Consider the following 1,073-nt stretch of genomic DNA (forward strand, 5'->3'; position numbering starts at 1 on the left):
CGCATGGAGCTGGGCGACCTGGACGCCTCGGGACGCCGCCGGCCGGTGCCGATCCCCGGCTCCGAATTCGTCCTGCCCTGCAGTACCATTCTGTCGGCCATCGGACACACGGTGGAGGATGATGGTCTGCCGGCAGAGCTGGCCCGCACGTCGCGCGGCACTATTCAGGTGGACCCGCTCACCATGCAGACCTCCCTGCCGGGGGTCTTCGCCGGCGGCGACTGCCAGACCGGTCCCGATATCGCTGTGGCGGCCATCGGCGCCGGCCGCCGCGCCGCCATTGCCATTGATGAGTTCCTGCGCACCGGAAAGGTGACGCCGCAGTTGCCCGAATACACCTGCTCCAAGGGGCGCTGGGATGAGGTGCCGAAAGAGGAGTTTCGCAACGTGCGCCCCAGCCCGCGCAATCCCATCCCGGTGATGCCGGCGGAGGAGCGCAAGGTCAACTTCATGGAAGTGAGCGAGACCTGGGATGTGGCAACGGCTATGCGCGAGGCCTCGCGCTGCCTCCAATGCGGCTGTACCGAACGCTATGATTGCCAGGTACGCCAGTACGCGACCAAGTACCAGGTCACCTTCGATGCGGAGATGCGCCCCATGCGCCGCGTGCCGGTGGATGAGAATCACCCGATCCTGGTGCGCGACCCGGGCAAGTGCATCCTCTGCGGTCTGTGCCTGAAAGCCTGCCGCGAGATGGAAGGCTCCGCCGCCCTGACCTATTACGAGGTCAACGGGGCGCTGGCCATTGGGCCGGTGGACCAGCGTCCGCTGGATAAGACGAGCTGTGTCTCCTGCGGGCACTGCGTGACCGTTTGCCCAACGGGCGCGCTGACGCTGAAGCCAACCCTGCCGAACGTATATCGGGCGCTGAACAACACGTCGCTCATTGTCGCGGCGCAGATCGCGCCGGCCGTGCGCGCCGCCTTCGCCCAGTACTACGGCCTGACCGGCGAGGAGGCCATGGGTCGGCTGTGCGCCGGCCTGAAGCAGATGGGCTTCGCTTATGTCTTCGACACCTGCTGGGCCGCCGACCTCACCATCATGGAAGAGGGCACCGAACTGCTGAGCCGGCT

The 1,073-nt window shown here is 66.6% G+C and carries 1 protein-coding gene (running past one end of the window); it reads left to right on the plus strand.

The window, feature by feature from the left end; translation table 11 throughout:
- Positions 1-1,073 carry part of the coding region annotated (locus tag H5T60_14195; GenBank protein MBC7243584.1) for an iron hydrogenase small subunit on the plus strand (this coding region is incomplete at both ends). 1,215 nt of the annotated region lie beyond the right edge of the window, so 1,073 of the 2,288 annotated nt are shown.

Source organism: Anaerolineae bacterium, assembly GCA_014360855.1.
Classification (GTDB): Bacteria; Chloroflexota; Anaerolineae; order JACIWP01; family JACIWP01; genus JACIWP01.